Origin of the sequence: Enterobacter oligotrophicus (assembly GCF_009176645.1) — a bacterium.
GTDB lineage: Bacteria > Pseudomonadota > Gammaproteobacteria > Enterobacterales > Enterobacteriaceae > Enterobacter > Enterobacter oligotrophicus.
Map to the genome: position 1 here is coordinate 4,365,311 of NZ_AP019007.1, position 24,964 is coordinate 4,390,274.

General features: G+C 52.3%; 30 protein-coding genes and 1 other annotated feature. Of the genes, 18 read left to right on the forward strand and 12 right to left on the reverse strand.

Going from position 1 to position 24,964, the window contains the following annotated elements; genetic code table 11:
* Positions 1-97 precede the first annotated feature (97 nt).
* Positions 98-655: an environmental stress-induced protein Ves gene (ves, locus tag EoCCA6_RS20930; RefSeq protein WP_152084291.1), complete on the forward strand. Its 558-nt coding sequence runs from the start codon at positions 98-100 to the stop codon at positions 653-655.
* Here the strand turns inward: ves and cho are convergent.
* Complete coding sequence (cho, locus tag EoCCA6_RS20935; protein ID WP_198440045.1) at positions 624-1,511, reverse strand: excinuclease Cho; 888 nt, start codon at positions 1,509-1,511, stop codon at positions 624-626. The genes ves and cho overlap by 32 nt on opposite strands.
* An 87-nt stretch (positions 1,512-1,598) precedes the next feature.
* Positions 1,599-2,426, reverse strand: coding sequence for an ammonia-dependent NAD(+) synthetase (gene nadE, locus EoCCA6_RS20940; RefSeq protein WP_152084293.1), 828 nt, complete (start codon positions 2,424-2,426; stop codon positions 1,599-1,601).
* Between the two features lie 231 nt (positions 2,427-2,657).
* Here nadE and osmE point away from each other — a divergent pair, with 231 nt between their 5' ends.
* The 7 genes from osmE to chbG all read left to right on the forward strand — a co-directional run bounded on the left by osmE (position 2,658) and on the right by chbG (position 8,509).
* A complete protein-coding gene (osmE, locus tag EoCCA6_RS20945; protein WP_152084294.1) occupies positions 2,658-3,002 on the forward strand; it encodes an osmotically-inducible lipoprotein OsmE in 345 nt (114 codons plus the stop codon).
* Between the two features lie 280 nt (positions 3,003-3,282).
* Positions 3,283-3,600: a PTS N,N'-diacetylchitobiose transporter subunit IIB gene (gene chbB, locus EoCCA6_RS20950; RefSeq protein WP_152084295.1), complete on the forward strand. Its 318-nt coding sequence runs from the start codon at positions 3,283-3,285 to the stop codon at positions 3,598-3,600.
* 80 nt (positions 3,601-3,680) lie between these two features.
* A complete protein-coding gene (gene chbC / locus EoCCA6_RS20955; protein ID WP_152084296.1) occupies positions 3,681-5,039 on the forward strand; it encodes a PTS N,N'-diacetylchitobiose transporter subunit IIC in 1,359 nt (452 codons plus the stop codon).
* A gap of 47 nt (positions 5,040-5,086) precedes the next feature.
* A complete protein-coding gene (gene chbA, locus EoCCA6_RS20960) occupies positions 5,087-5,434 on the forward strand; it encodes a PTS N,N'-diacetylchitobiose transporter subunit IIA (protein WP_006174844.1) in 348 nt (115 codons plus the stop codon).
* A 29-nt stretch (positions 5,435-5,463) separates the two neighbouring features.
* Positions 5,464-6,282 (forward strand): transcriptional regulator ChbR, encoded by an 819-nt coding sequence (gene chbR / locus EoCCA6_RS20965; RefSeq protein WP_152084297.1) that lies wholly within the window; start codon positions 5,464-5,466, stop codon positions 6,280-6,282.
* A 110-nt stretch (positions 6,283-6,392) separates the two neighbouring features.
* Positions 6,393-7,748: a 6-phospho-beta-glucosidase gene (locus EoCCA6_RS20970; protein WP_152084298.1), complete on the forward strand. Its 1,356-nt coding sequence runs from the start codon at positions 6,393-6,395 to the stop codon at positions 7,746-7,748.
* Between the two features lie 11 nt (positions 7,749-7,759).
* A complete protein-coding gene (gene chbG / locus EoCCA6_RS20975) occupies positions 7,760-8,509 on the forward strand; it encodes a chitin disaccharide deacetylase (RefSeq protein ID WP_152084299.1) in 750 nt (249 codons plus the stop codon).
* Between the two features lie 123 nt (positions 8,510-8,632).
* Here chbG and katE read toward each other — a convergent pair whose 3' ends face one another.
* Complete coding sequence (gene katE / locus EoCCA6_RS20980; RefSeq protein ID WP_152084300.1) at positions 8,633-10,882, reverse strand: catalase HPII; 2,250 nt, start codon at positions 10,880-10,882, stop codon at positions 8,633-8,635.
* Between the two features lie 203 nt (positions 10,883-11,085).
* On the opposite strand from katE, the gene cedA reads away from it, so the two are divergent.
* Entirely contained in the window at positions 11,086-11,325 is a 240-nt protein-coding gene (gene cedA, locus EoCCA6_RS20985) for a cell division activator CedA (protein WP_232623288.1), read from the forward strand.
* Positions 11,326-11,373: 48 nt separating this feature from the next.
* Here cedA and tcyP read toward each other — a convergent pair whose 3' ends face one another.
* The 4 genes from tcyP to hxpB all read right to left on the reverse strand — a co-directional run bounded on the left by tcyP (position 11,374) and on the right by hxpB (position 15,139).
* A complete protein-coding gene (gene tcyP, locus EoCCA6_RS20990) occupies positions 11,374-12,765 on the reverse strand; it encodes a cystine/sulfocysteine:cation symporter (protein ID WP_152084302.1) in 1,392 nt (463 codons plus the stop codon).
* A gap of 126 nt (positions 12,766-12,891) precedes the next feature.
* Positions 12,892-13,482: a metal-dependent hydrolase gene (locus EoCCA6_RS20995; protein WP_152084303.1), complete on the reverse strand. Its 591-nt coding sequence runs from the start codon at positions 13,480-13,482 to the stop codon at positions 12,892-12,894.
* A 94-nt stretch (positions 13,483-13,576) separates the two neighbouring features.
* Entirely contained in the window at positions 13,577-14,338 is a 762-nt protein-coding gene (gene kduD, locus EoCCA6_RS21000) for a 2-dehydro-3-deoxy-D-gluconate 5-dehydrogenase KduD (protein WP_152084304.1), read from the reverse strand.
* A gap of 129 nt (positions 14,339-14,467) precedes the next feature.
* Positions 14,468-15,139, reverse strand: a complete 672-nt coding sequence (gene hxpB / locus EoCCA6_RS21005) for a hexitol phosphatase HxpB (RefSeq protein ID WP_152084305.1) — start codon at positions 15,137-15,139, stop codon at positions 14,468-14,470.
* 145 nt (positions 15,140-15,284) lie between these two features.
* Between hxpB and EoCCA6_RS21010 the strand changes: the two genes are divergently transcribed.
* Positions 15,285-15,821, forward strand: a complete 537-nt coding sequence (locus tag EoCCA6_RS21010) for a YniB family protein (protein ID WP_152084306.1) — start codon at positions 15,285-15,287, stop codon at positions 15,819-15,821.
* Positions 15,822-15,858: 37 nt separating this feature from the next.
* Here the strand turns inward: EoCCA6_RS21010 and EoCCA6_RS21015 are convergent, their stop codons facing one another.
* From EoCCA6_RS21015 to pfkB, 3 genes are all read right to left on the reverse strand, one after another.
* Entirely contained in the window at positions 15,859-16,719 is an 861-nt protein-coding gene (locus EoCCA6_RS21015; protein WP_152084307.1) for a fructosamine kinase family protein, read from the reverse strand.
* A gap of 105 nt (positions 16,720-16,824) precedes the next feature.
* The gene (gene ghoS / locus EoCCA6_RS21020) at positions 16,825-17,115 is read right to left on the reverse strand and encodes a type V toxin-antitoxin system endoribonuclease antitoxin GhoS (protein ID WP_152084308.1); all 291 of its coding nucleotides are present in this window, start codon (positions 17,113-17,115) and stop codon (positions 16,825-16,827) included.
* Positions 17,116-17,218: 103 nt separating this feature from the next.
* Positions 17,219-18,151, reverse strand: a complete 933-nt coding sequence (gene pfkB, locus EoCCA6_RS21025) for a 6-phosphofructokinase II (RefSeq protein WP_152084498.1) — start codon at positions 18,149-18,151, stop codon at positions 17,219-17,221.
* A gap of 295 nt (positions 18,152-18,446) precedes the next feature.
* Between pfkB and EoCCA6_RS21030 the strand changes: the two genes are divergently transcribed.
* Positions 18,447-19,205, forward strand: coding sequence for a DUF481 domain-containing protein (locus EoCCA6_RS21030; protein WP_152084309.1), 759 nt, complete (start codon positions 18,447-18,449; stop codon positions 19,203-19,205).
* 264 nt (positions 19,206-19,469) lie between these two features.
* The gene (locus EoCCA6_RS21035; RefSeq protein WP_152084310.1) at positions 19,470-19,703 is read left to right on the forward strand and encodes a YdgH/BhsA/McbA family protein; all 234 of its coding nucleotides are present in this window, start codon (positions 19,470-19,472) and stop codon (positions 19,701-19,703) included.
* Positions 19,704-19,860: 157 nt separating this feature from the next.
* Here EoCCA6_RS21035 and yniD read toward each other — a convergent pair whose 3' ends face one another.
* A complete protein-coding gene (gene yniD, locus EoCCA6_RS21040) occupies positions 19,861-19,968 on the reverse strand; it encodes a small membrane protein YniD (RefSeq protein ID WP_003857815.1) in 108 nt (35 codons plus the stop codon).
* A gap of 98 nt (positions 19,969-20,066) precedes the next feature.
* Complete coding sequence (gene yncL / locus EoCCA6_RS21045; protein WP_071985389.1) at positions 20,067-20,159, reverse strand: stress response membrane protein YncL; 93 nt, start codon at positions 20,157-20,159, stop codon at positions 20,067-20,069.
* Between the two features lie 324 nt (positions 20,160-20,483).
* On the opposite strand from yncL, the gene thrS reads away from it, so the two are divergent.
* The 6 genes from thrS to pheS all read left to right on the forward strand — a co-directional run bounded on the left by thrS (position 20,484) and on the right by pheS (position 24,949).
* A complete protein-coding gene (gene thrS / locus EoCCA6_RS21050) occupies positions 20,484-22,412 on the forward strand; it encodes a threonine--tRNA ligase (protein ID WP_152084311.1) in 1,929 nt (642 codons plus the stop codon).
* A gap of 3 nt (positions 22,413-22,415) precedes the next feature.
* Positions 22,416-22,958 carry a translation initiation factor IF-3 gene (gene infC, locus EoCCA6_RS21055; protein ID WP_023616141.1) on the forward strand — a complete coding sequence of 181 codons (543 nt, stop codon included), beginning with the start codon at positions 22,416-22,418 and terminating at the stop codon, positions 22,956-22,958.
* A gap of 97 nt (positions 22,959-23,055) precedes the next feature.
* Complete coding sequence (rpmI, locus tag EoCCA6_RS21060) at positions 23,056-23,253, forward strand: 50S ribosomal protein L35 (protein WP_001124225.1); 198 nt, start codon at positions 23,056-23,058, stop codon at positions 23,251-23,253.
* Positions 23,254-23,303: 50 nt separating this feature from the next.
* Positions 23,304-23,660 (forward strand): 50S ribosomal protein L20, encoded by a 357-nt coding sequence (rplT, locus tag EoCCA6_RS21065; RefSeq protein WP_000124850.1) that lies wholly within the window; start codon positions 23,304-23,306, stop codon positions 23,658-23,660.
* A gap of 118 nt (positions 23,661-23,778) precedes the next feature.
* Positions 23,779-23,903 (forward strand) — a sequence feature (Phe leader region).
* Positions 23,784-23,828 (forward strand): pheST operon leader peptide PheM, encoded by a 45-nt coding sequence (pheM, locus tag EoCCA6_RS21070; protein WP_001386830.1) that lies wholly within the window; start codon positions 23,784-23,786, stop codon positions 23,826-23,828. Its footprint overlaps the feature before it by 45 nt.
* A 62-nt stretch (positions 23,904-23,965) precedes the next feature.
* Entirely contained in the window at positions 23,966-24,949 is a 984-nt protein-coding gene (pheS, locus tag EoCCA6_RS21075) for a phenylalanine--tRNA ligase subunit alpha (protein ID WP_033145275.1), read from the forward strand.
* The last annotated feature ends 15 nt before the right edge of the window (positions 24,950-24,964 follow it).

A 24,964-nucleotide genomic window follows, 5' to 3' on the forward strand; every position in this document is an offset into this window, starting at 1 on the left:
CCGATAATACGTTCGTGATTACCTGACTATAACAATCAAGATCGCAGCGGTAGCGATACCGTTGCCCTGGCACATATTGTGCCCTTCAGGAGTGGTGATGGAGTATTTTGATATCCGTAAAATGCCGGTCAGTCTCTGGCGTAATGGTGCTGGCGAAACACGTGAGATTTGCTGTTTTCCTCCCGCAACGCGTGATTTTTCCTGGCGCGCCAGTATTGCGTCCATTGCCAGCAATGGCGAATTCTCCTCTTTTCCCGGCGTTGACCGCGTGATCACGTTGCTGGAGGGTGGCGAGGTCACACTGGATGCGGGAAAGGCGTTTAGCCATACCCTGAAACATCATCAACCTTATAGTTTTGCAGGTGACCTGCCGGTAAAAGCGCTGCTGACCGACGGCCAGATGTCGATGGACTTCAACATCATGACCCGACGGGACCATTGCCAGGCGAAGGTGCGTGTGGCAGACCGGACCTTTACCACGTTCGGATCGCGTGGCGGTGTGGTTTTCGTGCTAAGCGGCGCGTGGCAGTTGGGTGAAAAACTGTTGACGGCCGATCAGGGAGCCTGCTGGGAAGGCGGAACTCACACGCTGCGTTTACTGGAATCTGAAGGAACCCTGCTGTTCAGCGAAATTCGCTGGCTGCCGGGCCATTGAGCGGTATGATCTCATACTCACCGGTCAGTAAGGGTTTACAGAGAATTTTGTAGCCGTCCTGATCGAATCCGGCGGGAGTGCGCAACAGGGCATTGGCGTCGCTTACGTTTTCAACGGCACCCAGCCACAGCCAGTTATGGATGATATGGTAGTGCGTCATTTCATCCCGGCTCTCTTTCAGCGCAACGGCACCTTCCCACGGCCAGCAGTTGACGCTAATGGAAGACAGCCCGCTAAGGAGCCGTGCATGATGCTCCTCAACGCTCTCTTTCCCGCAACAGGCACCCGCACAGCGCTTGAGCGCAGAACGGAAGCAGGCGCGTCCGCGCGTCACGGCTTCCAGCCCTAACACCCCATAACAAAGCTGTAAATCATCGGCCAGGGATTGCAGGGTTTGCAGCGCAGCGCGTTTGTTGGCAAACAGACCGTAAAGGTTGGGCGCACGGGAGAAATCGACCTCACGAGCATACACCACCTGAGGCTTACCGGCGCTGATCTGTAAAGAACAGAGCTGGCGATTACGGCGCAGGCGCTTATTAAACAGCGGCTGCTGCTCTTTTATCAGCCGGGCCTCCAGCAGCAGCGCACCCAGCTCACCTGCTGTCTGTATCCAGGTGATACGCCGCGACTGTCGAAGCATCGCCGCTTCGTCTGGCGTGCGCAGGTGAGACATAACCCGGCTGCGAATATTGACGCTTTTACCGATATACAGCGGCATGGTGTCGCTTTCACCGTGAAAGAAATAGACGCCAGGTTGCTTCGGCAGAGCCTCAAGCCAGGGGCGAAGATGTTCGGGATATTCATAGATGGCCGCCGCTTCGAATTCAAGACGCGGGGCTGATTGACGCCTGCTCACACAACACTCCCTATACTGTTCAGGCATACAGTGTAGCAGGTGTCGGATGGTTAAAAAAGAGGCGGGTGCTGCCCGCCTCGCTTGTGACTAACGTTTCCAGAAATCGTCGAACACGGTAATCGGCGGACGACGCTTGTGCTCGGTTTTCAGATACCAGCTTTCAATAATTTTCGCCGTACCTTCATCCAGCTTTTTGCCTTCCAGGTAATCATCAATGTTCTCGTAGGTTACGCCCAGCGCCGCTTCGTCCGGGAGGGAAGGGCGATCGTCTTCCAGATCGGCCGTTGGCGCTTTCTTATAAAGGTGTTCCGGACAGCCCAAAGTGGCAAGGAGTTGTTTGCCCTGACGCTTGTTCAGGCGGAACAGCGGGTTAATGTCCGTACCGCCGTCACCGTATTTGGTGAAGAAGCCGGTAATCGCTTCTGCTGCGTGATCGGTCCCCACAACAACGCCTTTCGTCATGCCTGCAATGCTGTACTGCGCCTTCATGCGCTCGCGGGCTTTTTCGTTGCCGCGCACAAAATCACTCAGTTCAATGCCTGCTTCGCGCAGCGCCTGCTCGCTTGCCAGCACGGAACCTTTGATATTGACCGTGAGAACGCGGTCCGGCTGGATAAAGGCGATGGCGTCCTGACAATCCTGCTCATCTGCCTGTACGCCATACGGAAGGCGCACTGCGATAAACTGCAGGGCGTTATCGCCCGTTTCGTCACGCAGTTCGGAAATGGCTATCTGGCACAGTTTGCCCGTCAGGGTGGAGTCCTGACCGCCGCTGATGCCGAGCACCAGAGACTTCAGGAAGGGGTGCGCTTTGAGATAGGATTTTAAAAAATCGACGCTTCGACGGATCTCTTCATTTGCGTCTACCGCTGGCTTCGCGCCCAGCGCCTGAATAATGTCTTGTTGCAGAGCCATTACGCCCTCCATATGCAGAACTAAACAAAAAGAGTTATCTGTTAAAACTAACCCGTTGGGCGGAAAACGACAAGGATCACAGTTTCAAGTGCGCTTAATTACGACGATTTAGCAGCTTATCGTTGTTTTATTAGAATTTTCCGAAATTCGTCTGGCGTTACTCGCAAAGTTGAACAATAGTATCTTTTATTCCATGCTTAGATAACACGCTGATAAACAAGAGGACGGAATATGAACAAGAATGTAGCAGGAATTCTAAGTGCAGCGGCGGTACTGACTATGCTGGCAGGGTGTACGGCTTACGATCGCACCAAAGATCAATTCACACAGCCTGTGGTGAAAGATGTCAAAAAAGGGATGACGCGTTCACAGGTTGCTGCGATTGCGGGTAAGCCTTCTTCTGAAGTGACCATGATCCATGCACGTGGTACGTGCCAGACATACATCCTGGGTCAACGTGATGGTAAGACTGAGACCTATTTCGTCGCCCTGGATGATACCGGTCATGTGATCAATTCCGGTTATCAGACCTGTGCTGAGTACGATACCGACCCGCAGGCACCTAAGGCACAGTAACCTGCTTGCCTGAGGATGTTAAAAAACCGGCCTTTGTGCCGGTTTTTTTATTCATACGTAAATCTTATTTCTTTGCGCGAATTATTTGCCTGAAATGTGAAGGTAGTCAACACGCCAGGTCAATGAGAGACAATTTGTCTCTATCCAGAATTATCCCCTCCTTGTACCATTGCGTATACTCACTTCAACGATAAACAACAGTAAGCAAACCGCCCGTCTGCCAGGATAGCGAGTCGAGTGAGAGTGCGACGGCGAGCGGTTATACAAGAGGGAAGTTACTATGGAAAAGAAACATATCTATCTGTTCTGCTCTGCGGGCATGTCAACCTCGCTTCTGGTGTCAAAGATGCGTGCGCAGGCTGAAAAGTATGAAGTCCCTGTGGTGATTGAAGCGTTTCCAGAGACGCTGGCGGGCGAAAAGGGCCAGGTTGCAGATGTTATTTTGCTGGGGCCACAAATCGCTTACATGTTGCCAGAAATTCAACGTTTATTGCCAAACAAGCCGGTTGAAGTCATTGACTCCGGGTTGTACGGCAAGATCGATGGTTTAGGTGTATTAAAAGCTGCTGTTGCGGCGATTAAAAAAGCTGCAAATTAATTTTTTATTTTTCCCGTCAAAGAGTAATTTCACACACAATACGCCGTAACTCTCGTTGCGGCATTTAAGGGTATTTTCCTATGAGTAAAGTCATCGCTTCACTTGAAAAGGTACTCCTTCCTTTTGCTGTTAAAATAGGAAAGCAGCCTCACGTTAATGCCATCAAAAACGGCTTTATTAAATTAATGCCGTTGACGCTGGCCGGGGCAATGTTCGTTTTAATTAACAACGTTTTTCTGAGCTTTGGTGAAGGTTCCTTCTTTTATTCATTAGGAATTCGATTAGACGCTTCGACTATTGAGACTCTCAATGGCTTTAAAGCCATCGGCGGCAATGTATACAACGGTACGTTGGGTATTATGTCGCTGATGGCACCTTTCTTTATTGGAATGGCATTGGCTGAAGAGCGAAAAGTCGATCCTCTGGCGGCGGGTTTATTATCCGTCGCGGCCTTTATGACGGTGACGCCATACAGCGTGGGCGAGGCTTATGCTGTGGGAGCCAACTGGCTGGGTGGGGCAAACATTATTTCCGGTATTGTTATCGGGCTGGTGGTTGCTGAGATGTTCACCTTCATTATTCGTCGTAACTGGGTGATCCGTTTACCGGACAGCGTCCCGGCCTCCGTTTCTCGTTCATTTTCCGCGTTGATTCCAGGCTTCATTATTCTCTCCATTATGGGGATTATCGCCTGGGCGCTCTCTCACTGGGGGACAAACTTCCACCAGATCATCATGGACTCCATCTCTACGCCGCTGGCGTCGATGGGTGGCGTGGTCGGTTGGGCATATGTCATCTTTACCTCCCTGCTGTGGTTCTTCGGCGTGCATGGTTCACTGGCACTGGCGGCGCTGGACAGCGGCATTATGACCCCGTGGGCACTGGAAAACGTTGCGCTTTACCAGCAGTACGGCTCCGTGGATGCGGCGCTGGCAGCCGGTAAAACCTTCCATGTGTGGGCGAAGCCGATGCTTGACTCCTATATCTTCCTGGGTGGTACCGGGGCGACGCTGGGTCTGATCATCGCGGTCTTTATTGTCTCTCGCCGCGCTGACCACCGTCAGGTGGCGAAGCTGGCACTGCCGTCCGGTATCTTCCAGATTAACGAACCGATTCTGTTTGGTCTGCCAATCATCATGAACCCGGTCATGTTCATTCCGTTTATCCTGGTGCAGCCGCTGCTGGCCGCGATTACCCTGACGGCGTACTACCTGGGTATTATCCCGCCGGTGACCAACATTGCACCGTGGACAATGCCAGCCGGTCTGGGTGCGTTCTTCAACACCAACGGTAGCGTCGCTGCCTTCCTGCTGGCGATATTTAACCTCGGGATTGCAACACTGCTCTACATGCCATTCGTGGCGATTGCGAATAAAGCCGCAACGGTTATCGATGAAGAAGAGAGCGAAGAGGATATCGCCCTCGCACTGAAATTCTAAAATTGCACGGCGCGGGGCAACCCGCGCCAGCGAAAAGGAGCAAAAAGATGTTAGATTTGGATAGTATCGTCGCAGAAGAGGCCGCAGAGAACGATCTGGAAGAGGTGGTGATGGGTCTCATCATTAACTCAGGGCAAGCGCGCAGCCTGGCGTATGCCGCCCTCAAACAGGCTAAGCAGGGCGATTTCGCTGCAGCGAAAACCATGATGGATCAGTCCCGTACCGCCTTAAATGAAGCTCACCTGGTTCAGACGAAGCTCATCGAAGGTGACCAGGGCGAAGGGAAGATGAAGGTGAGCCTGGTGCTGGTGCATGCGCAGGATCATTTGATGACCTCCATGCTGGCGCGCGAGCTGGTGGCGGAGCTTATCGAGCTTCACGAGAAAATGCAGTAGGTCAGATTTAGCAGCAGGAGGTCAGCGCGATGGAAATTAAAACCGCACTTGAGCAGCAACTGTTTAATGGCAAAAATTTTCACGTGGTTATCTACAACAAGACGGAGAGCGCCAGTGGTCTGCACCAGCATGACTACTACGAGTTCACGATTGTTCTGACCGGACGCTACTACCAGGAGATCAACGGCAAGCGCGTCCTGCTGGAGCGCGGTGACTTTGTCTTCCTGCCGATGGGGTCTTACCACCAGAGCTTTTATGAATTTGGTGCCACGCGCATTCTTAATGTCGGCGTGAGCAGACGCTTCTTTGAAAAACATTATCTGCCGCTGGTGCCGTTCTGTTTTGTGGCCTCACAGGTGTATCGCGTGAAAAACGAGTTTATGACCTGGATCGAAACGGTCATCGCCTCGCTGAATTTCCGCGACAACGAGTTTGATGAATTTATTGAAACCGTGACGTTCTACGTAATGAACCGCCTGCGTCACCACCGTGAAGAGCAACAGGTGATTGACGATATCCCGCAGTGGCTGCGCAGCACCGTTGAGCTGATGCACGACAAAGGACAGTTCAGCGACAATGCACTGGAAAATATGGTCGCACTGTCGGGTAAATCGCAGGAATATTTAACCCGCGCCACTCAGCGTTATTATCGCAAAACGCCCGTGCAAATTATTAATGAGATCCGCATTAATTTTGCCAAGAAACAGCTTGAGATTACTAACTATTCTGTCACCGACATTGCTTATGAGTCCGGTTACAGTAGCCCCAGCCTGTTTATTAAGACCTTTAAAAAATTTACTTCATTCACACCGAACAGTTACCGGAAAAATCTGACGGTAATTAATTAACATTCGGCGGAGTTATCCGCCACGAATATTGACTTAATTGCTTGCCCAAATAGCGGGAAGAGAACGCTATACCTTGCAGGCGGTTAACCTGATACGCTAAGGGAGATATTATGCAACAGAAATTAAAAGTCGTAACCATTGGCGGCGGCAGCAGCTATACCCCGGAATTACTGGAAGGTTTCCTGAAACGTTATCATGAACTGCCGGTCAGTGAATTATGGCTGGTGGACGTTGAGGAAGGGCAGGAGAAGCTGAATATTATTTTCGACCTGTGCAAACGCATGGTTGAAAAAGCGGGTGTGCCATTAACCGTGCATAAAACGCTCGATCGCCGACTGGCGCTGAAAGATGCTGACTTCGTGACAACCCAACTGCGCGTTGGCCAGCTGAAAGCGCGCGAGCTGGACGAACGTATTCCGCTGAGTCATGGCTATCTGGGCCAGGAAACCAACGGCGCGGGCGGTCTGTTCAAAGGTTTGCGTACCATTCCGGTGATTTTCGACATCATCAAAGATGTGGAAGAGATCTGCCCGAATGCATGGGTGATTAACTTTACCAATCCGGCCGGGATGGTGACCGAGGCAGTCTATCGTCACACCGGCTTCAAACGCTTTATTGGCGTCTGTAATATCCCGATTGGCATGAAGATGTTTATCCGCGATGTGCTGGAACTGTCCGACAGCGACGATCTTTCTATCGATCTGTTCGGCCTCAACCACATGGTGTTTATCAAAGATGTGATGGTGAATGGTCAATCGCGCTTCGCCGAACTGCTCGACGGCGTGGCATCCGGCCGCCTGACTGCGGCGTCCGTGAAAAACATCTTCGATCTGCCGTTCAGTGAAGGGCTGATCCGCTCGCTGAATCTGCTGCCGTGCTCCTATCTGCTCTACTACTTCAAGCAGAAAGAGATGCTGGCCATTGAAATGGGCGAGTATTATAAGGGCGGTGCGCGTGCTCAGGTGGTACAGAAAGTTGAGAAGCAGCTATTTGATTTGTATAAAGATCCGAACCTGAACGTTAAACCGAAAGAGCTGGAGCAGCGTGGCGGGGCGTATTACTCGGACGCGGCGTGCGAAGTGATCAACGCGATTTACAACGACAAGCAGGCTGAGCACTACGTCAACGTGCCGCACCACGGGCACATCGACAATATTCCGGCAGACTGGGCTGTTGAGATGACCTGTATCCTCGGTCGTGATGGCGCAACACCGCATCCGCGCATCACCCACTTCGATGAAAAGGTGATGGGCCTCATTCACACCATCAAAGGGTTTGAAGTGGCGGCAAGCCATGCGGCGCTGAGCGGCGAACTGAACGACGTACTTCTGGCGCTGAACCTCAGCCCGCTGGTCCATTCTGACCGTGATGCAGAACAGCTGGCGAGTGAGATGATCCTGGCGCACGAAAAATGGCTGCCAAACTTTGCTGCAACGGTTGAGAAACTGAAGTTCAAACACCGTTAAGAGGATGAGCAATGGAAAACCTGCTGATCGTAAATGCCGATGATTTTGGCCTGTCGAAAGGGCAGAACTACGGCATTATTGAAGCCTGTCGTCGGGGGGTAGTGACCTCCACAACGGCATTAGTCAACGGTGAGGCGATTGAACATGCCGCCCAACTGAGCCATGAAGCGCCGGGCCTGGGCGTGGGGATGCACTTTGTGCTCACGCTGGGAATGCCGCTGTCACCGATGCCGGGTCTGACGCGCGACGGACAGCTGGGGAAATGGATTTGGGAACTGGCAGAGCAGGATGCTCTGCCGCTCGATGAGATTGCCCGCGAGCTGGATTGCCAGTTTAACCGCTTTGTTGACCTGTTTGGACGTGAGCCGACGCACATTGACAGCCACCATCATGTGCATATGATCCCGGCGATTTTCCCGATTGTTGTGGAATTTGCTCAACGAAAGGGCGTGGCGATGCGTGTGGATCGAGAGGTGCGCGGATTGCCGGAGTTCGCCGTGACAACAACGGAGGGGTTCAGCAGTGCATTTTACGGCGACGCGATCGACGAAGCGCTGTTCCTGCAGGTGCTGGATGCCTCAGCCGCGCGAGGTGAATGTTCGCTGGAGGTGATGGCGCATCCTGCGTTTGTCGATAACATCGTGCGTAAGAGTGCTTATTGCTGGCCGCGCCTGACGGAGCTGGATGTGCTGACGTCGGCGTCGCTGAAATATGCGATTGCCGAGCGCGGATATCGTCTGGGGACGTTTGGGGATCTTTGAGATAAAGCCCGGTGGCGAGGTAAAAGCAAAACGGTAACCTGGGTTACCGTTTTTATTGTTTTCTCCCTCTCCCGTGGGAGAGGGGTGGGGTGAGGGCATCAGGCCGCACAACCGGGAATGGTTTTACGCCGGGATCTGATCAATCTTACTGCTGCGCGACCAGACGCGGTGCGCCGCAAGCAAATCAAACAGCTTCGTCATAAACGCATCGTCAACGTTATCTCCCTCGACAATACCGTCCTCACCCTGCTCGGCAACCTTCAGCTGCGCCTTAAACTGACGCGCGTCGCCGGACAACGCGATCGGTTTCAGGTGCTTATAGGCTTCCAGCAGATAATATACGGCGTCACCGTTGGTCAGCAGGCTGGCAATATCGCCGCATGGCACAATCACCGCATCCACCGTCAGCGATGGCGCGCCGGCAAAGGTCGCGGCAATCGGCAGCACTGAGCCATCGTCCGCCGTCACCTCGCCCATACGGGAATAAAGCAGTTTCGCATGCACGCCTTGGGTTTTCAGCGCCTGCATAATCCCCAGCACGTCGCTGGCGCGGGTTTTGTCGTTCAGCAGGATGGCGACCACGCGGCCCTTAATCGAACCACCCGGCACCGCGTAAAGGCTCAGCGACGGATCTTTCTTCACGCCGTTAACCTCTTTCGGCGGTGCAAGATTGCGTTGCTCATCGGTCAGGGTAATGCCGAGGTTATCCGCCACGCTCTGGGCGAGCTGAATATCAATATGCGCCAGCTGATCGACCACGCGCTCGCGGATGTACGTCCGCACCACTTTGCTCAGTTCGAAACTGAACCCGCCGATAATATGCTGCTGCTCAATTGGGGTCTGGCTGTTCCAGAACAGGCGAGGATGAGCGTAATACTCCCCGAACGACGGGCTACGTTCGCGAATTTTTGCCCCGTCGACGCGTTCCTGATACGACTCAAACCCGCCGCGTTTCGGGCCTGGCGGTGTTTCGCGCGGCCAGTTATCGTTGATCGAGTTCGGTTCGTAGTTCGCGGGATTGGTGTCGATATCCTGACGATGCATCCCGTCACGCTGGAAATTATGGTACGGGCAGGTTGGGCGGTTAATCGGGATTTCGTGGAAGTTCGGGCCACCAAGACGGCTGATCTGCGTATCAGTGTAGGAGAACAGGCGTCCCTGAAGCAGCGGGTCGTTGGTGAAATCCAGACCGGGAACGATATGACCCGGATGGAACGCAGCCTGCTCGTTTTCCGCAAAGAAGTTATCCGGGTTGCGGTTGAGCACCATTTTGCCCACCAGTTGTACCGGCACCAGCTCTTCCGGAATCAGCTTGGTAGGATCAAGCAGGTCGAAATCGAATTTAAACTCGTCTTCTTCCGGAATGAGCTGAAGTCCCAGTTCATATTCCGGGAAATCCCCAGCTTCAATGGCTTCCCATAGTTCGCGACGGTGGAAGTCCGGGTCGCGTCCGGTCAGCTTTTGAGCCTCATCCCACACCAGCGAGGCTTTACCTGCAACCGGCTTCCAGTGGAAGCGGACAAACGTCGCTTTGCCCTCGGCGTTGATCAGGCGGAAGGTATGGATGCCAAACCCCTCCATAGTGCGGAAACTGCGCGGAATCCCACGGTCAGACATTGCCCACATCACGTTGTGTAATGTTTCTGGTTGCAGGGAAACGTAGTCCCAGAAGGTGTCATGCGCACTTTGTCCCTGCGGTATAGCCCAGTGAGGCTCTGGTTTTACGGCATGGACAAAGTCAGGAAATTTATGCGCATCCTGAATGAAGAAAATCGGCGTGTTATTGCCGACCAGGTCGAAAATCCCCTCTTCGGTATAAAACTTGGTCGCGAAGCCACGAATATCGCGCACCGTGTCGGCCGAGCCTGCGCCACCCTGCACGGTGGAGAATCGCACAAACACGGGCGTGATTTTATCGGGATCGGAGAGGAAGTCCGCTTTGGTGATCGCTTTCAGGCTTTTGTAGGGCTGGAAATAGCCGTGTGCGGCGGAACCGCGGGCGTGAACGATACGTTCCGGTATGCGCTCGTGGTCAAAATGGGTGATCTTTTCACGCAGGATAAAATCTTCCAGTAGGGTCGGCCCCCGGTTGCCTGCGCGCAGGGAGTTTTGGTCATCAGCGATACGCACTCCCTGGTTGGTGGTGAGCGCAAAGCCTTCTCCGCCTTTACGATGAGGTTCAAGTGCGTTGAGCTTTTCATTTCCGTTCTCCGGGGATTTCATACTTCCCGGTGCAGTGGGCTGATCGCCTGGAGCCGATGGGCCTGGGGAAGGGCGGTGAGATCCGTCAGCGGGAGCCAGCGAGTCCATACCCGGCTGAGATTCTTCAGTGCCATGAATGGGTGATTGATGTGGTTTATCTTTGTTCGACATTGCACGCTTCTCCTTTATTCATTGCCAAAAACCCTATTAAGGATAGAACAATGTCGTGAGATGACAGGCGAACTAAGAGTTTTCAGAAGACTTGCTTAGCGAAAGGGGCTTTCTGCAGCATGGAAGGCGCGACGCATGGGGGGAGAATCGGCTATGATAGAAATTTCCTGCTTCAAGAATGTGCTTTAGTGAACCAGTCGCTTATGAAACCATTTCGTCAACAAAACCGTCCTGTTATTAGCTACGTGCCCCGCGTCGAACCTGCGCCGCCCGAACACGCCCTGAAGGTAGATGGTTTTCGCGATGTGTGGCAATTACGGGGCAAATACGTCGCCTTTGTCCTTATTGGTGAGCATTTTCGCCGTTCTCCTGCTTTTTCGATGCCGGAATCGGCGCAGCGATGGGCGGTACAGACCCGTCAGGACGAGGAAGTTGAAGAATAACAATCATAAAAAAACCGCCATCAGGCGGTTTTTTTATTTCAGCAGTGATTAGCGGTGAGCCAGTTCGGCGTCGTCTTCACTTTCCAGAATCGCTTTATCCGTCTGCTTCAGCCACTGGCTGGTCAGCGTCCCGGCGGTCATGGAGCCGCTGACGTTCAGCGCGGTACGGCCCATGTCGATCAGCGGTTCAACGGAGATCAGCAGCGCAACCAGCGTTACCGGCAGGCCGAGAGCTGGCAGAACAATCAGCGCTGCGAAGGTCGCGCCACCGCCCACACCCGCAACACCTGCGGAGCTAATGGTGACAATACCAACCAGCGTGGCAATCCAGACCGGGTCCAGTGGGTTGATACCCACCGTCGGCGCAACCATTACCGCCAGCATCGCCGGGTAGAGGCCTGCGCAACCGTTCTGACCAATGGTGGCACCGAAAGAGGCAGAGAAGCTGGCGATAGACTCCGGCACGCCCAGGCGACGCGTCTGCGCTTCAACGTTCAGCGGAATAGACGCGGCGCTGGAGCGGCTGGTGAAGGCGAAGGTCAGGACCGGCCAGACCTTACGGAAGTATTTCAGCGGGCTTACGCCGTTCACGCCCAGCAGGATACCGTGTACCACAAACATGATGCCCAGACCGAGGTAAGAGGCAATCACAAAGCTGCCCAGCTTAATGATGTCCTGCAGGTTAGAGCCCGCAACCACTTTGGTCATCAGCGCCAGCACGCCGTATGGCGTTAACTGCATCACCAGACGAACCAGTTTCATCACCCAGCTTTGCAGCGTATCAATAGCGGTCAGTACGCGTTCGCCTTTCGGCGCGTCGTCTTTCAGCAGCTTCAGTGCTGCCACACCGAGGAATGCAGCGAAGATTACCACGCTGATAATGGAGGTTGGGCTTGCGCCGGTCAGGTCAGCAAACGGGTTCTTCGGAATGAAGGAGAGCACCATCTGCGGAACGGTCAGATCGGCAACTTTACCCACATAGTTGGTCTGGATCGCCGTCAAACGAGCCGTTTCCGCTGTGCCCTGCACCAGACCTTCGGCGGTCAGGCCAAACAGGTTGGTCACCAGTACACCGACCAGCGCTGCAATCAGCGTGGTAAAGAGCAGTGTACCGATGGTCAGGAAGCTGATTTTTCCCAACTGACTGGCGTTATGCAGACGGGCAACGGCGCTCAAAATTGAGGCAAAGACCAGTGGCATAACGATCATTTGCAGCAGCTGAACATAGCCGTTACCGACAATGTTAAACCACTGGATAGAGTCTTTCAGAACCGGATTATCGGAACCGTAAATAGCCTGTAATGCCAGACCAAATACGACACCCATGCCCAGACCAACCAGCACTTTCTTCGCCAGGCTCCACTGTTTGTGGCGCGCCTGCGCAAGAAGCAATAGCAATACAACGAACACGACAATGTTCGCGATGAGTGGAAAATTCATCCCCGTTCTCCTGATTTATTATGTGGTCGGTTTACCCGAACCTGTTGGCGCAAGGTTAGCAGAAGTGTGATGTCGCGCTTATATCCAAATGGAATGGATTATGACAAATGTGATTGTTTTGTCGGTTTAATGTTCGATCTGGTGATTAATAAAACGATTGAACTGAAACTGCAGCGAATTAATCATCTGTGATGACCAGCGAACTGCACCATTTTCGGGCAATGTTTGTGGCATCCAGACGGCATAAGCAAAAAGCGCCATGCACAGAACGCGCTCCAACTGGTTCCCTTTTTGCGGGACGAGAATAGGGAAACGGAAGCGCCAGCGGCAGGGCCAGAGCAGCGGAACGCCTGCAGGCGTCAGCATATCCGCAAGAATGTGGCTTAAATAGCCGAGCACCATACCCTGAATGGCATCGGCGGGCACAATCCAGCTTTCAGGAACCTTAAGGTAAAAGAGGGTTAACAAGCCAAACACGGCCAGCAGGCTGTGGGTAAATCCGCGATGGCCGAACGCTCTGGCAATGGGTTTGGATACCCACTTTAACCGTTGCCCGAGAAACGATTTCGGATGGTCAATATCCGGCAGCAGGCAGGTCAATACGGCGGAAGGGACAATATGCCACCAGTCCCCCTGTGCCAGCACAGGGGTCAGTTCAGCGTTTTTTGCAAACACCGCGCATGCAATTGAAAAAAGCAGGTGGCCTTCCGCCGTCATGATAAAACCCAGAAAACTGTCGATTCATACAGTATAGGGTTTTTATACAGTGCGCGAAAGAGGTGACGGTGTAACTCTTTGTCACAATGTGGTGTTAACGCGCGAGCCAGCCACCGTCGACGGCCAGCGTGTGCCCGTTGACGTAATCCGATGCCGCTGACGCGAGAAACACCACCGGACCTTGCAGGTCATCCGGGAGCCCCCAGCGTCCGGCGGGGATACGGTCGAGGATCTCCTGGCTGCGCTGCTCGTCATCGCGCAGTTGCTGCGTGTTATTCGTTGCCATATAACCCGGCGCGATGGCGTTCACATTGATGCCATGCGCCGCCCACTCGTTTGCCAGCAGACGCGTGATACCAAGTACGCCGCTTTTGGACGCGGTATAAGAGGGAACGCGAATCCCGCCCTGGAAAGAGAGCATGGAGGCGATGTTGATGATTTTTCCCCCCTGGCCCTGAACAATGAACTGCTTCGCTACAGCCTGAGAGAGGAAAAACACCGTTTTGAGATTCAGATTGATGACGTCATCCCAGTCTTTTTCACTGAACGCCAGCGCATCCTGTCGACGGATAGTCCCGGCATTATTCACCAGGATATCAAGGCGTCCCATCTCCCCGACGGCGCTATCCACCACGCTCTGGATACTCTCCTGCTGACCGAGATCGGCACGAATTGCCATAAATCGTCTTCCACATGCGGTTACGAGGGCGGCAGTTTCTTCGGGGACTTTACGGTTTACGCCAACGATATCGCATCCGGCCTGCGCCAGTGCGAGCGCCATTCCTTGTCCCAGACCGGTATCGCATCCGGTGACAAGGGCCACTTTACCTGAAAGAGTGAAGGTATCCAGTATCATACGCGCCTCAGATATAGGGTTATTGTCGTTCTGAACGTAAGGATAGGAGGCAGGCGCAGGAAAAGCAAATAATATGAAACGATGTTTTATTTTTAATTTCAGGCAGCGAACGCTGCCTGTAGATGCGTATTATTCGCCGCGCAGATGCTGAACTGTCAGATCGGCAAGCGATGTCAGTTTTACATCAGCCAGCGCGAAACGGGGATCGTGGCGGCCTTCTTCAGCAGGAACAACAATAGAGCGCATACGTGCGGCTTTTGAGGCGACCATGCCGTTAACGGAATCTTCCAGTGCCACGCAGGTCAGGGGATCGAGGCCGAGTTTAGCGGCGCAGTCCATGTAAACCTGCGGGTGCGGCTTGCTGTAAGGGAGTTTTTCGGCGGAGGCCAGCGCATCGAAGCTGTCACGCAGCTCAAACATAGTCAGCACTTTTTCCAGCATGTGCAGCGGTGAGGCCGAGGCCAGCCCGACCTTAAGCCCTTGTGCTTTGCACAGCGCGACGGCTTCCCGAACGCCAGGTAAAAGAGGTTTGTACTCTTCGACCAGCGTAATGGCGCGTTGGATAATGCGTGCGGTGACTTCATCGCGATCGGGCCCTGCCCACGGCTGGTGGGCGTACCACAGCTCAACGACCATATCAATGCGCAGCCCAAGCGTATCGGGCAGTTCGTTACGACGGCTAATATCTACGCCCAGGCTGGCCATGACATCCAGTTCAGCGCGATCCCACAGGGGCTCGGAATCAATCAACAACCCATCCATGTCAAAAATAGCGGCAAGTATTTGGCGCGGTGTCGACATCACAACGTCTCCTTCTCTCAGGTGTTCGACAGACGATCGGTGCTAAGCACAAGCAATTTAGCATATTGCTTTTAAAGAGCGGGCGAAAATGATGGGCAGCAGGTAGACTTAGGCACAAATAACGCGTCTTTTTGAAGGGGAACTGATGACGTATCAACAAGCTGGACGCATCGCTGTCTTAAAACGTATTGCCGGTTGGGTCATTTTTATTCCGGCCGTGATTTCCACGCTGATTTCTGTGCTCAAATTTATGTACGATCACAGTGAAAAACAGCCGGGTATCAATGCGGTAATGCTTGATTTTGCTCATGTCATGATTGAAATGATGCGCTTTAACACGCCGTTCTTGAACTTTTTCTGGTTCAACTCGCCCACGCCGGATTTTCATCAGCAGTTAAACGTTGGATTCTGGATTATCTACGCGCTGATCTTTATTGCCTTAGCGTTGCAGGCATCCGGCGCTCGCATGAGCCGTCAAACGCGCTTTTTGCGTGAAGGCGTGGAAGATCAGCTGATTCTGGAGAAGGCCAAAGGGCCTGAAGGGTTGAGTCGTCAACAGATTGAGTCGCGCATCGTGGTGCCGCGCCATACGATTTTACTGCAGATTTTCCCGCTCTATATCCTGCCAGCGATCATTATCGTGGCCGGATACTTCTTCTTCTCTCTGCTCGGTTTTATTTAAGCGTAAAACGGGTGGTGTGTGACCACCCGTGTTGCCGTCAGGCTGCCAGGATGCGATCCAGGGCGCGCTGTGCGTTTACCAGATGTTCGCCACCAAACAGAATGGCCCGGTTAATCAGGGTATAAAGCTGATAAATTGGCTGGCGTTCGAGGAAATCCGATGGCAGGGGCGAAACCGACTGATACCCGTCGTAAATTTGCGGAGGCTGCTCGGGGTGCAGGGGCAGCATAGCCAGATCGCACTCTCTGTCTCCCCAGTAACAGGCAGGGTCGAAGATGTACGGCCCGTTTGGCCCCAGCGCACAGTTTTCAGACCACAAATCACCGTGCAGCAGCGAAGGCTGAGGTTGATGCGAGGCCAGACGCTGCTGAATATGTTCGACGATGGCATCGATATTACCGAACTCCATTCCCTTTTCGGAGGCCAGTTCCAGCTGCCAGCCGATACGCTGTTCGGCAAAGAAGGTCGACCAGCGACGCTGCCAGGCATTCGGCTGCGGCGTGGTGGAGAGATCGTTATCGAAATCAAGGCCAAATTGCGGTTGATCGCTCCACTGATGCAGGCGGGCAATCTGCTGGCCGAGAATGAACGCATTATGCGCATCTAACGGGCGGGCCGGGAGATACTCCATCACCAGAAAGCTGTAATCACGATCGCTGCCAACTGCCCACACCTGCGGGACGGTAACGGTTTTGCTCCGCGACAGCAGTTCCAGTTGATCGGCTTCGGCAGTGAAGATAGGGAGAAGCTCACGTTCATCGCACTTCACGAAAAGATCGCGACCCGCGTAACGTAAATGCCACGCGGCGTGGATCTCTCCGCCTGGCAGTTCGTTACGCAGTTCAATTTCACCTTCACCCAGTTGCTCACTTAAAAGATGACTGATAGCCTGCCACATGATGTCTCTCCCATGTTGTCTGCCAGATCATAAAGTTAGCGCAAAACGGCTGTAAAAAAATACGAACTAACGCACACCTGAGCGGTTTAGTTTCATACAGGGCACTTATTGTTCTTTTTTTTGCCAGTTTTCCCAGGTTTCCACCTCAATTTCGGCTGCTTTGTCGGTCGCGCTCTCAACCAGACGGCATGCCAGCGCGTTAACGTCATCCTTACTGAGGGCGCTGATCAGGCCGAATGACAGGGTTCCCAGGTCATGGATATTGCCTTCCTCGTCCGTCAGCGTGAGCAGAAAGTTGGACCGGGTAAAAGCGTTGTTGAGTTCGTTAAGTTCAGTCAGTGACGCTTCATGAATATTCACGGTTACGACGTAGCGGGTGATGTCACCACTGCTCATAATTCACCTCATTGTTATCATGAAAGTTTTCTTAGCATAGTCGATAGTACGCGTTTGGCGACTATGGCGCGCCTTTCCCCTTCATGACGAAGGGGAAAGTGCGTTAATTACGGGACAGGTAGTCGACGATTTTCTGCGTGTCGGCAAGCGAGCAGAGCCGTGTGCCCTGGTTAATGGTTGCAGCACTACCCGCAGCGACGCCGTAGCGCGTCATCTCCAGAAGCGAAGCACCCTGAGCCAGTTTCAGCGCCATTGCACCCACCATGCTGTCGCCTGCACCAACGGTACTCTGGCTTTTCATGGGCGGCGGGACGACCTGGACAAATCCGGTTTCGTCTACAGCCAGCGCCCCCTGAGGGCCAAGCGAGACGACGACCCGAAGTGCTTTGCCGCACTTAACCAGTTCCTGAGCGGCTGTACGAACGTCATCCGGTTGGGTTAGCTCGCGATTGACAAGTGCGCTCAGCTCTTTCTGATTCGGTTTGACCAGCTCAAGATGCCCCGGCTCTAACGCCGCAAGTAGCGCTTCGCCGGAGCTGTCGACAATGCAACGAATCCCGCGTTTCTGAACCGCCCGGATAAGATCCGTCAGTTTTTCAGTTTTGATCCCCGGCGGCAGGCTTCCACTAATGACCAGCATCGAGCCGCTCTCAATCGCCAGCACTTTCTCTTCGAGCTGGCGAAACTCATCATCACTTAGCTTCGCACCGGGCATAACGAAACGGTACTGTTCACCGGAAGATTCAACATGTACGTGCAGATTCTGTCGGGTCCAGTCTTTGGCATCGACGGTCTGCACGGTAACCTGCTCATCCAGCAGCAGAGAAACAAGATGTTCACCCGTGGCTCCCCCGGCCGGGAATATGGCCGTGGCTTTGCCGCCCAGGTGCGTAATGGCTCGCGCCACGTTGATGCCGCCGCCGCCAGGCTCAAATACCGGGGCACTGCAGCGCAATTTACCTTCCGGGTAAATTTGCGGGGTCAGGGTGGCGGAATCGAGGGAAGGGGAGAGTGTCAGCGTGTAGATAGAAACCATCATTACCTCCTTTTAGCATGGGTTGTTTTAAGCCTGGCACCGATCGGCAGGAAGGCAATGTAAATAACAGTATGATTTTAAATATGAATACTGACGAAGTCTCCGCTGCAGATATATAAATTAAAACATGTTTTGAGATCGTTCTTATTCAAAAAACGAAATAAGAAAACATTGCTATGTTATTAGCGGCTTTTTATAATTTGTTACCTTTCTCTGGACGCCTTGTCATTGATCCTCAAGAAAGTTTCCGAGACCGTGACGGTCTCTTTTTTTGTTGTATGGACTCCTTAATAAAATGAAGCTTTTGAAGACAGTTCCTGCTGCACTGATGCTGGCGGGTGGTGTGTTTGCATCAATGAATGCAACCGCCGATGACTCCGTTTTTACTGTCATGGACGATCCCGCTACGGCGCAAAAACCCTTTGAAGGTAACCTGAACGCAGGGTATCTGGCGCAATCTGGTAACACAAAAAGCTCTTCCCTGACGGCAGACAGCACGCTGACCTGGTACGGCAACACCACCGCCTGGTCACTGTGGGGGAATGCCAGCAACACGTCCGCTAACGACGAACGTTCTTCGGAGAAATATGCCGTAGGCGGGCGTAGCCGTTATAACATGACCGATTATGACTATCTCTTCGGCCAGGCGAGCTGGTTAACTGACCGCTACAATGGCTACCGTCAGCGCGATGTCTTTACCGCAGGTTATGGCCGTCAGTTCCTGAACGGACCGGTGCACAGCTTCCGTTTTGAATTCGGTCCTGGTGTCCGTTATGACGAGTACACCGATGGCGATACCAAAACCCAACCGTTAGGTTATGCATCGGGTACCTATGCCTGGCAGATGACCGACACCACCAAATTTACGCAGGGTGTATCGGTGTTTGGTGCTGATGATACAACGCTGAACTCTGAGAGTGCGCTGAACGTTGCCATCAATGAACACTTCGGTTTGAAAGTGGCTTATAACGTGACCTGGAACTCTTCACCTCCAGCCTCTGCGCCGGATCATACCGACCGCCGAACCACCGTTTCTCTTGGCTACAAAATGTAATTGAAGCGGGCCGAAATATTATCGGCCCGTTTTTTATTTTCAGAAACTGTGCTGTTTTATAATAAACACCGTTTTAAAATAATTGGTCCGCAGCTTTCTCCATAATTTCTTCATAATTACGTTTTGATATAGATATTCAATTTATTTGACACGAATTGATAAATAAATTGACTAGGCAGAAGTGTGATCCAGATCTACACTAAAAACACAGGCAGATTTATGCCTTAAGTCATTTTGCTTTAATTCAGTAAGAGAATAATCATTATGAAAAAAATCAAAACCGCTGCAGCAGCAATAGTGCTTTCCGCACTCTCTTTTGGCGTATTCGCTGCTGATGCCGAAACCACACCTGCCAGTGACGCCAATAGCCAAATCGGCATGACTAAAGCCTCTGACGTTGAAGCGGGTTCTAACCTCGCGCCAGGGTCACAGTCTACCGGCCAGTCGATGAACGACGCATTTGATGTTCATAAACTGGTTGCGGGTGAGTGGTCCTGATAAGCCTGTTACTGTGTTGAATATCACTCAATAATCAACCCGCCAAAAACCGGATAGAGATGTACCGGTTTTTTGACGTGTTATCGCTGCAAAAGTATTTAACATTTATTCGCAACAGTTAATTTTTATTTATCTCTCTTGATGGCAGACGAATGCACTAACCCCAGATCATCGCGGCCCATCGCAATAGCAACATCGCGCCACAAATGGCAATTAATACCACCACCATCTTCCAGTGCTTCACAGCAAATCGTTTCGTTGGCATAACCTAATCCTTGTCCGTTAATTGTTCCAGTCTACCAAAACATGCGGCAGATTGCGCATTATCCGGGACGGAAGGTTATGCAATATGATCGGTCCGGGCTAGAACCAGTGGAATCTGTCGGCAAGAATCAAAACCAACCCTGCCGCTGAAAGTATATTCAATATCACAACGGTTCTACTGGATACATTCATTTGATGCCCTCCTGGAGGTGTAAGACCCTGTTCAAGAATAGCTCAGCAATGTTGAATTGCGAGCCTCTGGTAGCGAAAGTAAGTGAACTCATACGAAAGGATGAGTGACTCAAACTGGCCGCAGAGGATGCATTCGCCTTGTTATTAGTGTTACCATTGGAGCGCTTGCCGTAAATCCGCCTTTGTCTGATTTTGGCGGGTGCATGATGACGAGCCAATTTGACGATTGTTGGTCAGATGGTTTCGTAATCTACTGTTAAATCACGATTATTTTCTTTGTATATGCTCTTATGTGTGGGGCATCACTGCAAATAAGGATATAAAATGCCTGTAATTACTCTTCCTGATGGCAGCCAACGCCATTACGACCACGCTGTTAGCCCAATGGATGTTGCCCTGGACATCGGCCCTGGACTCGCGAAAGCGACCATCGCTGGCCGTGTAAATGGTGAGCTGGTTGATGCATCCGACCTGATCGAAAACGATGCTACGCTTGCTATCATCACCGCGAAAGACGAAGAAGGTCTGGAGATCATTCGTCACTCCTGCGCGCATCTGTTAGGTCATGCTATCAAGCAGCTGTGGCCAAACACCAAAATGGCGATCGGCCCGGTTATTGACAACGGTTTTTATTACGACGTTGACCTTGACCACACCCTGACCCAGGAAGATATCGACGCGCTCGAAAAACGTATGCACGAGCTCGCTGAAACCAACTATGACGTCATCAAGAAGAAAGTCAGCTGGCACGAAGCGCGTGAAACCTTCGTGAAGCGTGGCGAGAGCTATAAAGTCTCTATTCTTGACGAAAACATTTCGCATGATGACAAGCCAGGCTTGTACCATCACGAAGAATACGTCGACATGTGCCGTGGACCGCACGTGCCGAACATGCGCTTCTGTCATCACTTTAAACTGATGAAGATCGCCGGTGCCTACTGGCGTGGCGACAGCAACAATAAGATGTTGCAGCGTATTTATGGTACGGCGTGGGCAGATAAAAAAGCCCTGAACGCCTACCTGCAGCGCCTGGAAGAGGCGGCGAAGCGTGACCACCGTAAAATCGGTAAGCAGCTTGACCTGTACCATATGCAGGAAGAAGCGCCGGGCATGGTGTTCTGGCATAACGACGGCTGGACAATCTTCCGTGAACTGGAAACTTTCGTGCGCTCGAAGCTGAAAGAGTACCAGTATCAGGAAGTAAAAGGCCCGTTCATGATGGACCGTGTGCTGTGGGAAAAAACCGGCCACTGGGACAACTATAAAGATGCGATGTTCACCACCTCGTCTGAGAACCGTGAATACTGCATCAAGCCAATGAACTGCCCTGGCCACGTTCAGATCTTCAACCAGGGTCTGAAATCCTACCGCGATCTGCCGCTGCGTATGGCGGAATTCGGTAGCTGCCACCGTAACGAGCCATCAGGTGCGCTGCACGGTCTGATGCGTGTTCGTGGCTTTACCCAGGATGATGCGCATATCTTCTGTACTGAAGATCAGGTACGTGATGAAGTTAACGCCTGTATTCGTATGGTCTACGATATGTACAGCACCTTTGGCTTCGAGAAGATCGTGGTCAAACTCTCAACGCGCCCGGAAAAACGTATCGGTAGCGATGAGACATGGGATCGCGCAGAAGCGGATCTCGCCGTGGCGCTGGAAGAGAACGGTATCCCGTTTGAATACCAGCTGGGCGAGGGCGCATTCTACGGTCCGAAAATTGAATTTACCCTGTATGACTGCCTCGATCGCGCATGGCAGTGCGGTACTGTACAGCTGGACTTCTCCCTGCCGCAGCGTTTAAGCGCCTCTTATGTTGGCGAAGATAACGAGCGTCAGGTGCCGGTTATGATTCACCGTGCAATTCTTGGTTCTCTGGAGCGCTTCATCGGCATCCTGACTGAAGAGTTTGCGGGCTTCTTCCCAACCTGGCTCGCGCCAGTGCAGGTCGTGGTGATGAACATTACCGATTCTCAGTCTGAATACGTTAAAGAATTGACGCAGAAACTACAAAATGCGGGCATTCGCGTAAAAGCGGACTTGAGAAATGAGAAGATTGGCTTTAAAATCCGCGAGCACACTTTACGTCGTGTCCCGTATATGTTGGTCTGTGGTGATAAAGAGGTGGAAGCAGGCAAAGTGGCCGTTCGCACCCGCCGTGGTAAAGACCTGGGCAGCCTGGACGTAAGTGAAGTGATTGAGAAGCTGCAACAAGAGATTCGCAGCCGCAGTCTTCAACAACTGGAGGAATAAGGTATTAAAGGCGGAAAACGAGTTCAAACGGCACGTCCGAATCGTATCAATGGCGAGATTCGCGCCCAGGAAGTTCGCTTAACAGGTCTGGAAGGCGAGCAGCTGGGGATTGTGAGTCTGAGAGAAGCGATCGAAAAAGCTGAAGAAGCTGGAGTAGATTTAGTTGAAATCAGCCCTAACGCCGAACCGCCAGTTTGTCGTATCATGGACTACGGCAAGTTCCTTTATGAAAAGAGTAAGTCTTCTAAGGAACAGAAGAAGAAGCAAAAAGTTATCCAGGTTAAGGAAATCAAATTCCGCCCTGGTACCGACGATGGCGATTATCAGGTAAAACTCCGCAGCCTGATTCGCTTTCTGGAAGATGGCGATAAGGCCAAGATCACACTGCGTTTCCGCGGTCGTGAGATGGCCCACCAACAGATTGGTATGGAAGTGCTTAACCGCGTCCGTGACGATCTGAGTGAACTGGCAGTAGTCGAATCCTTCCCTACGAAGATCGAAGGCCGCCAGATGATCATGGTGCTCGCTCCTAAGAAGAAACAGTAAGGCCTTCAAGCAGCAAAATCTGTGGAGCCTTCGGGCTTCATAGGTTTTGTTCGCCTATGTTTCGTTTATTTAACAATGCGAAGTGGAAGTTATTAAAATGCCAAAAATTAAGACCGTACGCGGTGCTGCTAAGCGCTTCAAAAAAACCGGTAAAGGTGGTTTTAAGCACAAGCACGCTAACCTGCGTCACATTCTGACTAAGAAAGCTACCAAGCGTAAACGTCACCTGCGTCCAAAAGCCATGGTTTCTAAAGGCGATCTGGGCCTGGTCATCGCGTGCCTGCCGTACGCATAAGTCGTTAACGTTTAACTTTTTTAACTTAGAATAGATACAGGAGAGCACACATGGCTCGCGTAAAACGTGGTGTAATTGCACGTGCACGTCACAAGAAAATTTTGAAACAAGCTAAAGGCTACTACGGTGCGCGTTCACGCGTATACCGCGTTGCCTTCCAGGCTGTTATCAAAGCAGGTCAGTACGCTTACCGTGACCGTCGTCAGCGTAAGCGTCAGTTCCGTCAACTGTGGATTGCGCGTATCAACGCAGCAGCACGTCAGAACGGTATTTCTTACAGCAAATTCATCAACGGCCTGAAAAAAGCCTCTGTTGAAATCGACCGTAAGATCCTGGCTGACATCGCAGTATTCGACAAAGTAGCGTTCACCGCTCTGGTCGAAAAAGCGAAAGCAGCACTGGCATAAGCCAGTTGAGAGAGGGGGCTTAGCTCCCTCTTTTCATTTAACACTATCAGAAGATTGACATTTATCCGTGCAGGCTTTTCAATAAGGTCTTAACGGTTTTTTACCACACAAGGTAACGCAAGCATGAATGCTGCTATTTTCCGCTTCTTCTTTTACTTTAGCACCTGAACTCAGGAGGCTAGCGCGTGAAAGATGAAACGAAAAACAGCGCCAGATAAGCCTCCCGATGGAGGCTTTTTTTGTGCCTGAATTCGAGAGAATAAGTCCAACAATTCGGTGTCTGCACCGACATAATGAGGAAAACCATGTCACATCTCGCAGAGCTGGTTGCCAGTGCAACGGCTGCCATTAACCAGGCCTCAGATGTTGCCGCGTTAGACAATGTCCGCGTCGAATATCTGGGTAAGAAAGGGCATCTGACCCTTCAAATGACTACCCTGCGTGAGCTGCCTGCTGAAGAGCGTCCGGCAGCGGGTGCGGTGATTAACGAAGCCAAAGAGCAGGTACAGCAGGCGCTGAACGCGCGTAAAGCCGAGCTGGAAAGCGCAGTGCTGAATGCGCGTCTGGCGGCAGAAACCATCGACGTCTCTCTGCCTGGCCGTCGTATTGAGAATGGTGGTCTGCATCCGGTCACCCGTACCATTGATCGTATTGAAAGTTTCTTCGGTGAGCTCGGCTTTACCGTGGCGACTGGCCCGGAAATCGAAGATGACTATCACAACTTCGACGCCCTGAATATTCCAGGCCATCATCCGGCACGTGCTGACCACGACACTTTCTGGTTCGACGCCACGCGTCTGCTGCGTACCCAGACCTCCGGCGTTCAGATCCGCACCATGAAGGATCAGGAACCGCCAATCCGCATCATCGCTCCTGGCCGCGTTTACCGTAACGATTACGACCAGACGCACACCCCAATGTTCCACCAGATGGAAGGTCTGATTGTTGATAAAAACATTAGCTTTACCAATCTGAAAGGCACGCTGCACGATTTCCTGAACAACTTCTTTGAGGAAGATCTGCAGGTTCGTTTCCGTCCGTCCTACTTCCCGTTCACCGAACCGTCTGCGGAAGTTGACGTCATGGGCAAAAACGGCAAATGGCTGGAAGTGCTGGGCTGTGGCATGGTGCATCCAAACGTGCTGCGCAACGTCGGCATCGATCCGGAAGTTTACTCCGGCTTTGCGTTCGGTATGGGTATGGAGCGTCTGACCATGCTGCGCTACGGCGTGACCGATCTGCGCGCATTCTTCGAAAACGATCTGCGTTTCCTCAAACAGTTTAAATAAGGGCAGGACAGAACA

Coding starts and splice junctions, on each gene's coding strand:
- EoCCA6_RS21030 (WP_152084309.1), top strand. CDS start 18,447: ATGAAGCTTTTGAAGACAGTTCCTGCTGCACTGATGCTGGCGGGTGGT.
- cedA (WP_232623288.1), top strand. CDS start 11,086: ATGAAACCATTTCGTCAACAAAACCGTCCTGTTATTAGCTACGTGCCC.
- EoCCA6_RS20995 (WP_152084303.1), bottom strand. CDS start 13,482: ATGACGGCGGAAGGCCACCTGCTTTTTTCAATTGCATGCGCGGTGTTT.
- EoCCA6_RS21035 (WP_152084310.1), top strand. CDS start 19,470: ATGAAAAAAATCAAAACCGCTGCAGCAGCAATAGTGCTTTCCGCACTC.
- nadE (WP_152084293.1), bottom strand. CDS start 2,426: ATGGCTCTGCAACAAGACATTATTCAGGCGCTGGGCGCGAAGCCAGCG.
- chbR (WP_152084297.1), top strand. CDS start 5,464: ATGGAAATTAAAACCGCACTTGAGCAGCAACTGTTTAATGGCAAAAAT.
- pfkB (WP_152084498.1), bottom strand. CDS start 18,151: ATGGTTTCTATCTACACGCTGACACTCTCCCCTTCCCTCGATTCCGCC.
- EoCCA6_RS21010 (WP_152084306.1), top strand. CDS start 15,285: ATGACGTATCAACAAGCTGGACGCATCGCTGTCTTAAAACGTATTGCC.
- chbB (WP_152084295.1), top strand. CDS start 3,283: ATGGAAAAGAAACATATCTATCTGTTCTGCTCTGCGGGCATGTCAACC.
- pheS (WP_033145275.1), top strand. CDS start 23,966: ATGTCACATCTCGCAGAGCTGGTTGCCAGTGCAACGGCTGCCATTAAC.
- kduD (WP_152084304.1), bottom strand. CDS start 14,338: ATGATACTGGATACCTTCACTCTTTCAGGTAAAGTGGCCCTTGTCACC.
- rplT (WP_000124850.1), top strand. CDS start 23,304: ATGGCTCGCGTAAAACGTGGTGTAATTGCACGTGCACGTCACAAGAAA.
- hxpB (WP_152084305.1), bottom strand. CDS start 15,139: ATGTCGACACCGCGCCAAATACTTGCCGCTATTTTTGACATGGATGGG.
- rpmI (WP_001124225.1), top strand. CDS start 23,056: ATGCCAAAAATTAAGACCGTACGCGGTGCTGCTAAGCGCTTCAAAAAA.
- EoCCA6_RS21015 (WP_152084307.1), bottom strand. CDS start 16,719: ATGTGGCAGGCTATCAGTCATCTTTTAAGTGAGCAACTGGGTGAAGGT.
- osmE (WP_152084294.1), top strand. CDS start 2,658: ATGAACAAGAATGTAGCAGGAATTCTAAGTGCAGCGGCGGTACTGACT.
- yniD (WP_003857815.1), bottom strand. CDS start 19,968: ATGCCAACGAAACGATTTGCTGTGAAGCACTGGAAGATGGTGGTGGTA.
- katE (WP_152084300.1), bottom strand. CDS start 10,882: ATGTCGAACAAAGATAAACCACATCAATCACCCATTCATGGCACTGAA.
- tcyP (WP_152084302.1), bottom strand. CDS start 12,765: ATGAATTTTCCACTCATCGCGAACATTGTCGTGTTCGTTGTATTGCTA.
- ves (WP_152084291.1), top strand. CDS start 98: ATGGAGTATTTTGATATCCGTAAAATGCCGGTCAGTCTCTGGCGTAAT.
- ghoS (WP_152084308.1), bottom strand. CDS start 17,115: ATGAGCAGTGGTGACATCACCCGCTACGTCGTAACCGTGAATATTCAT.
- yncL (WP_071985389.1), bottom strand. CDS start 20,159: ATGAATGTATCCAGTAGAACCGTTGTGATATTGAATATACTTTCAGCG.
- EoCCA6_RS20970 (WP_152084298.1), top strand. CDS start 6,393: ATGCAACAGAAATTAAAAGTCGTAACCATTGGCGGCGGCAGCAGCTAT.
- chbA (WP_006174844.1), top strand. CDS start 5,087: ATGTTAGATTTGGATAGTATCGTCGCAGAAGAGGCCGCAGAGAACGAT.
- chbG (WP_152084299.1), top strand. CDS start 7,760: ATGGAAAACCTGCTGATCGTAAATGCCGATGATTTTGGCCTGTCGAAA.
- chbC (WP_152084296.1), top strand. CDS start 3,681: ATGAGTAAAGTCATCGCTTCACTTGAAAAGGTACTCCTTCCTTTTGCT.
- thrS (WP_152084311.1), top strand. CDS start 20,484: ATGCCTGTAATTACTCTTCCTGATGGCAGCCAACGCCATTACGACCAC.